Source organism: Natronospirillum sp. (assembly GCF_022565775.1).
Classification (GTDB): Bacteria; Pseudomonadota; Gammaproteobacteria; order Pseudomonadales; family Natronospirillaceae; genus Natronospirillum.
In genome coordinates this window covers 1-5,452 of record NZ_JAIUMC010000139.1, presented here as the reverse complement: position 1 = coordinate 5,452, position 5,452 = coordinate 1, and the positions used below count along the sequence as shown (strand labels likewise).

The following is a 5,452-nucleotide window of genomic DNA, read 5'->3' as shown; positions in this document are numbered from 1 at the left end:
TGCCCCAGCGGGCATTGCTGGCAATTCAGTTTTGTCACTTTCACTGGCCCAAGACGGCAACAGCGTGATTGTTGAAGCGACCGGAGAGCCCCGCTATCGCCGGTTTGCGGCCGCAAATTACACCTTTATAGAGAACCTGCCAGCGGCGTTTGATGCGCTCACAGGTCGGCTGCTTTACAGCGATGACTATGCAATCGCGCTGGCTCGGGCTGGCGGCGGTTACCGCATTGTCGACACGGTGACAAATGAGCTCCTGGAGCAGGTCAACCCCTCTGTGATGACCGGCGACAGGTACACCTATCAGTCTGCGAACTATGAAGCGCTGGTTGATAACAATGATCGGCCGGATGTGGGTGCCAAGCTGGAGCCGCCAACCTGGTTGCGGCTGGGCGTGATCAATCCGTTGCGTATGTTTGACGGCAAGATTGGCACGTATACAGAAGTGGATGGAGACCTGGTTGTCTCAATCGCAGCCCCGGATCTCATCGATGGCGTTGGTCTGTTCGGGGTGCGTGGGGCGGCCGTGCAGATTCAGTTGTTGGATGACGACACGGTTGTCTACGACACGGGCGTGATACCTCTGCAAGACAGCTCGGGTGTAGACGGCTGGTATAGCCACTTCTTTCTGACGCGAGGCATAAAATCCGAGTATGTCTTGTCGTCCCTGCCACCCTATCGCGGCGCTACCTTGCGGGTTGTGGTGTTTGGCCTGGAAGGCGTCTCGCGCCTGGGCGAGCTGGTTGCCGGTCAGGTCCGCCGGATCGGTGACACGATGTTTGAGACCGGTGTCGGCATATTGGATTTCAGCCGCAAAGAGCGTGACCAGTTCGGTGTCTTCGACGTCGTCGAGCGTGAATTCAGCAAGCGCGCAAACTACGAAGTCAGCGTGCGCACGAGCCAGGTCGCGTGGATTCAGCAACTGCTCGCCAACCTGAGAGCAACCCCTACCGTGTTCATCGGCGATGACGCCCGCCGGGAAACCGTCGTGTACGGATTTTTCCGCAGCTTCGACATCGTCCTGAAGCGCCCAACTGTATCTGACTGCACCATCGAAGTGGAGGGATTAACCTGATGTCCGCACCCCAAAGCACACCCCTACCGGCCGCCCCGGGCCCCACAGATCCGGGCGAGGTATTTGATAGCAAGGCGTTTGCCTTTACACAGGCCCTGGAGCCGCACCGGCAACAGCTGCAGGAGCAGGCAGACTACGTCTCATCAGTCGTGCAGCAAGTGGCCCAGGACGCGCAAAGCGCTGGCCAGTCGTCTGTAAGTGCTGGCGAGAGTGCCGCTGCAGCTACGGAGTCTGCTCAGGAGGCTGAGCTGGATCGAGTTGCTGTATCGGGTATGCGTGACGAGAGTCTGGCGGCTGCCAATACTGCGGCAGCTGGCGCAGCCACTGCGACGACAAAGGCTGGAGAGGCGCAGGCGTTTCGGGATCAGGCCGCGCAGATCTCTGGTTTGGACCAAGTCGAGCAAGCCATTGACGCCGCGCTCCCCCAAGCCCCCGCGCTCCTGGACGGGCTTCGTCGCTCTGTCGAGGCCGCGAGCGGCGGCCGCATGACTGTCTTCTATACGGCGAGCGGGCAGCCGAGCTATTTCGTGCGCCAGGGCAAGTTCCTTTGTGAAGATATTGCGCCCGGCGGTGAGCTCGGTACCGGCGTGCACGAGGCTTTTCTTTTTGATGGCCAGCAGGATGCGGAGATCTGGGTGGGGGCGTATCAGGCGGCTGTGATCAATGGCGAGGCTGTCAGCCAGCCGGGCCTAGCGCCTCGGGTTAGCATTACCTACGATGCCGCTCGTGCTGCGTGCCAGCAGGCCGGCGCAGGTTTTGATCTCATGACGGTCTGGGACTGGGCTGCAATCGCGCTGTGGTGCATGGCAAACGGATTTCAGCCGCGCGGCAACGCCAATCATGGCCGCCATCACGATAACCGCTGGGAGACCGGGACGCGCCAGGACAATGGAGTGCCTGGTGACACTTCTGGCGTGGGCAATACGCTGACAGGCTCGGGGCCTGTGCAATGGAGGCATGATCAAACTATGGCGGGTATTGCGGACATGGTGGGCAATGTCTGGGAATGGCTATCCGGCATGAAGATGGTGGATGCGCGGGTGCTCCTGAGTCCCGATAACGCGATCCCGAGCGAGTCCGGATACGCTGACACGCTGTGGGATATGCCCGCCTCCTCGGGCTCAAACTGGGCGGGTATGTCAACTGTTGGTGCTGATCAGGCGCTGAAGCGGGCGCTCGTCGTACCTAAGGGTGCCGCTGATCCGGCGGGTAGCTTTTGGGCATCGCTTACTGGTGAGCGGCTCCCGTTTCGTGGCGGCAATCGCAGCGATGGCGCGAGTGCCGGCCTGGGCGCGTTGTTCCTCAGCTACGCGCGCACGGGCTCGAGCAGCAGCATCGGGTTTCGCCCCCGCTTTCGCAATCCGTAATCCGTAACCCTGAAATCTGCTTGCCCTGCGGTAGCAGGGCGTTAGGAAGTTAGGCTCATGAACCAGGAAGACCTGCAAATCAGGCTGAAGGTGGAGGAAATGATCCGCTACGGGTACGCCGCTTTGCGGCAGTTCCCGAAGTCCGAGAAGCATGTGTTGTCGGCTGAGATTCGGCAGTGCATGTACAGCATTCTGCGCCTAGTCATTGTGTGTAATCGCCGTTACTACAAAAAGACCACTATGCAGGATCTGGATTCGGAGCTGGATCTGCTGCGCTCGCTGGTCCGCCTGAGCAAAGAGTTGGGCTTTCTGCCGTTCAAGCAGTACGAGGTCTGGTCACGCCACAACGACCAGATCGGGTGCTACCTCGGCAAGTGGATGCGGTGGATGAAACAGGAGGCAGTCCGGCGACAGGCGGCCTCAAAGGGGCAGGGAAGATAAATGGAAGGGCTTGGCGTTAAGTGGCTCCCGTATCGTGGCGGCAATCGCAACAATGGCGCGAATGCCGGCCTGGGCGCGTTGAACCTCAACAACGCGCGCACGAACTCGAACAACAACATCGGGTTTCGCCCCCGCTCTCAGCTCGTGAGTGGCCAGAAGTTGCACGGCTACGGCCGTGCTCCCAGTGCCCAGCTGAAAGGACGCCAATTCCACGGCAGGAGCCGAAATATATTCAGAGTGCTGCGCGTAGTATCTAGCACGGAGAGGCCTGCAGTACTCGCCTCACAAGGAAAAGGAATGGCCAAGACATTCAACGGAATCTTTGAAGAAATCATCACATTTGAAGCTCTGTACGCTGCCTACATGAAGGCCAGAAAGGGCAAGCGGAAAAGTTGGCCTTGCCGCCACTTCGAGCGCGACCTGGAGGGCAATCTCATCCAGCTGCAGAACGAGCTGATATGGGGGCAGTATTGCTGCGGCCCCTATCGCAGCTTCTACGTCACGGAGCCCAAACACCGGAAGATAACGGCGCTGCAGCTGTTCCGTGACCGGGTGGTTCAGAACGCCATCGTCACGGCAATAGAGCCGATTTGGGAAGCTCGATTTATCGGTCACAGCTATGCCTGCAGGGTTGGGCGTGGCACGCATGCCGGTGCAGACAAGGCCCAGCAGATGCTTCGCGACTGCCTCAGGCGGCATGGCAGGGTTCACGTGCTCAAGGCCGATATCAGCAAGTACTTTGCGAGCATTGATCATGAGATCTTGCTGAGATTGCTGCGCAAGCGGATATCCGACGGCCGGCTGATGGCCGTTATCGAAAACATTGTATGCAGTTACAGCGAGCCAGGGCGCCCTGGGAAGGGTCTGCCGATCGGCAACCTGACCAGCCAGCTCTTCGCCAACATCTATATGGATGCCTTTGATCAGTGGATCAAGTGCCGAAAGCGCGAACGCTGGTACATAAGGTATATGGATGATTTCGTGGTGGTGCACCCGGATAAGCGCCACCTGCAGGCTCTGCGCATTGATGCGGAGCGGTGGTTGCAGGATGAGCTGGCGCTCAGCACCAACAACAAGACCTCAGTGTTCCCCGTATCGCACGCCGGCGGCAGGGGGCTGGACTTCCTTGGCTTCCATTTGTGGCCTGACAGTCGCCGCCTCCGCCGCGCCAGCCTTCGCCGTTTTCGGCGCCAGCTAAAGCAATGGCAGGCTGACTACTCCCGTGGCGATATCGAGTTGGCGGAAATCCGCCAGAACCTTCACAGCTGGGTGAATCACGCCCGGCACGGCAGCGCTGTCCAGGCGCTTGCCGCCATGCTCAACAAGGCAACATTTAGGAGATCCGCTGATGGACACCGAGAGCCAGGAACTGATGCCGGAAGAAGAAACAGCAGTCGAAACCCACGAAGAGTGGGCGCTAAGAAAGCGGCGTGAACGGATGCAGGTAACGCGCTACCAGGCAAAGGCTGCACTGCTTGATGCGGGCCTACTCGATCAGTGCGAGGCGGTTGTGGCGGGTAGCGATGACCCTCAGCTGAAGATTGCCTGGCAGGAAGCAGGCTTTATCCGTCGATCGGCCTTCGTGGACTACGTTGGAGCTCAGCTCAATATGACGCCCGAGCAGCTGGATCAGCTGTTCATTGCGGCGGCGAAAATTAAGTGAGAAGCATGCCAGTGAAAATTCACTTCTGCCGCTCAGGCGGCCTGGTGGCGGCGGTCATCAGAATCGGAACTATGAGCCCGTTCAACCATGTCGCCATCGAGGTCGACGGCATCGTTTACGAGGCGTTGACGCGGCGCGGCGTGATCCATCGCCGTGCCGACCTGTTTGGTGGGGCCTGGTCACGTGTTGAAACGGTCGCTATAGCGATCCCTGATGCAGATAGCTGCCGGTTGTTCCTGCAGGATCAGCTCGGCAAACCCTATGACTGGGGTGGCGTCTTCGCCCTGCCTTTTCGAGCAAACTGGCACAACGAGGACCGATGGTTCTGTTCTGAACTGGTAGCGGCTGCGTTGGAGGCGGGAGGGTTAAACCTGGGTGTTTCTGCAAGGCGGGTGACCCCGCGAGATCTGTATCCAGCAGCCAACATATTGGCTAGCCGCTGACGCGCAAACTGATTTGCTGTATTTTGAATTTTATTGCCCTATGCGGAAGGGAATCTGAATGCCAAATATCGCGCCTGACGGTGCCAAATATGTCGCGGCGCTACACCCCGCTGCTCGCCATGTAGCAGCACAAACAACTCGTCGTACATGGGCTCCCGGCAGACAGGTTTGGTCATGTGTCCGCTGGCGAGTGGCGTCAACATGGCATCCTGGTGGTCCAGTGTGGGCGTCAGGATCAGGGTCCGGCAGTCGCAGTCCACTTCCAGTTTGCGGATCATTTCGCGGTACTGGTTGGAGTTCATCAGGTGCCGGGTCAGGCCAATGATGACGGCGCCGTATCCGGTGTGCTGAGCCTGAGCCTCTTCCACTTTTTCCAGCAGCTCACTTGGATTTTCTGCCCGCTCCACACGCACACCCCAATCCCGTAGCATGTGCTCGACCGCCAGTGCCGTGGTCTTCTGGTGCT

General features: G+C 59.2%; 6 protein-coding genes and 1 pseudogene. 6 read left to right on the top strand and 1 reads right to left on the bottom strand.

Going from position 1 to position 5,452, the window contains the following annotated elements; genetic code table 11:
* From LAT62_RS15765 to LAT62_RS15740, 6 genes are all read left to right on the top strand, one after another.
* The coding region (locus LAT62_RS15765) for a hypothetical protein (RefSeq protein WP_293386089.1) at positions 1–1,072 on the top strand (1,072 nt) is incomplete at its 5' end.
* On the top strand, positions 1,072–2,439 hold the full coding sequence (locus tag LAT62_RS15760; RefSeq protein WP_293386087.1) for an SUMF1/EgtB/PvdO family nonheme iron enzyme: 1,368 nt from the start codon (positions 1,072–1,074) through the stop codon (positions 2,437–2,439). The genes LAT62_RS15765 and LAT62_RS15760, both read left to right, overlap by 1 nt.
* Positions 2,440–2,496: 57 nt before the next feature.
* The gene (gene avd / locus LAT62_RS15755; RefSeq protein WP_293386085.1) at positions 2,497–2,880 is read left to right on the top strand and encodes a diversity-generating retroelement protein Avd; all 384 of its coding nucleotides are present in this window, start codon (positions 2,497–2,499) and stop codon (positions 2,878–2,880) included.
* Entirely contained in the window at positions 2,881–4,314 is a 1,434-nt protein-coding gene (locus tag LAT62_RS15750) for a reverse transcriptase/maturase family protein (RefSeq protein ID WP_293386083.1), read from the top strand.
* Positions 4,229–4,543 carry a hypothetical protein gene (locus LAT62_RS15745; RefSeq protein ID WP_293386081.1) on the top strand — a complete coding sequence of 105 codons (315 nt, stop codon included), beginning with the start codon at positions 4,229–4,231 and terminating at the stop codon, positions 4,541–4,543. The genes LAT62_RS15750 and LAT62_RS15745 overlap by 86 nt, the downstream gene beginning before the upstream one ends.
* A gap of 5 nt (positions 4,544–4,548) precedes the next feature.
* Positions 4,549–4,986: a hypothetical protein gene (locus tag LAT62_RS15740; RefSeq protein WP_293386079.1), complete on the top strand. Its 438-nt coding sequence runs from the start codon at positions 4,549–4,551 to the stop codon at positions 4,984–4,986.
* A gap of 38 nt (positions 4,987–5,024) precedes the next feature.
* Here LAT62_RS15740 and LAT62_RS15735 read toward each other — a convergent pair.
* Positions 5,025–5,452: pseudogene (locus LAT62_RS15735) on the bottom strand (hypothetical protein); the annotation flags it as partial.

Excerpts from the sequence above, each read along its gene's own strand:
- LAT62_RS15745 (WP_293386081.1), top strand. The coding sequence starts at position 4,229 with ATGGACACCGAGAGCCAGGAACTGATGCCGGAAGAAGAAACAGCAGTC.
- LAT62_RS15760 (WP_293386087.1), top strand. The coding sequence starts at position 1,072 with ATGTCCGCACCCCAAAGCACACCCCTACCGGCCGCCCCGGGCCCCACA.
- LAT62_RS15750 (WP_293386083.1), top strand. The coding sequence starts at position 2,881 with ATGGAAGGGCTTGGCGTTAAGTGGCTCCCGTATCGTGGCGGCAATCGC.
- avd (WP_293386085.1), top strand. The coding sequence starts at position 2,497 with ATGAACCAGGAAGACCTGCAAATCAGGCTGAAGGTGGAGGAAATGATC.
- LAT62_RS15740 (WP_293386079.1), top strand. The coding sequence starts at position 4,549 with ATGCCAGTGAAAATTCACTTCTGCCGCTCAGGCGGCCTGGTGGCGGCG.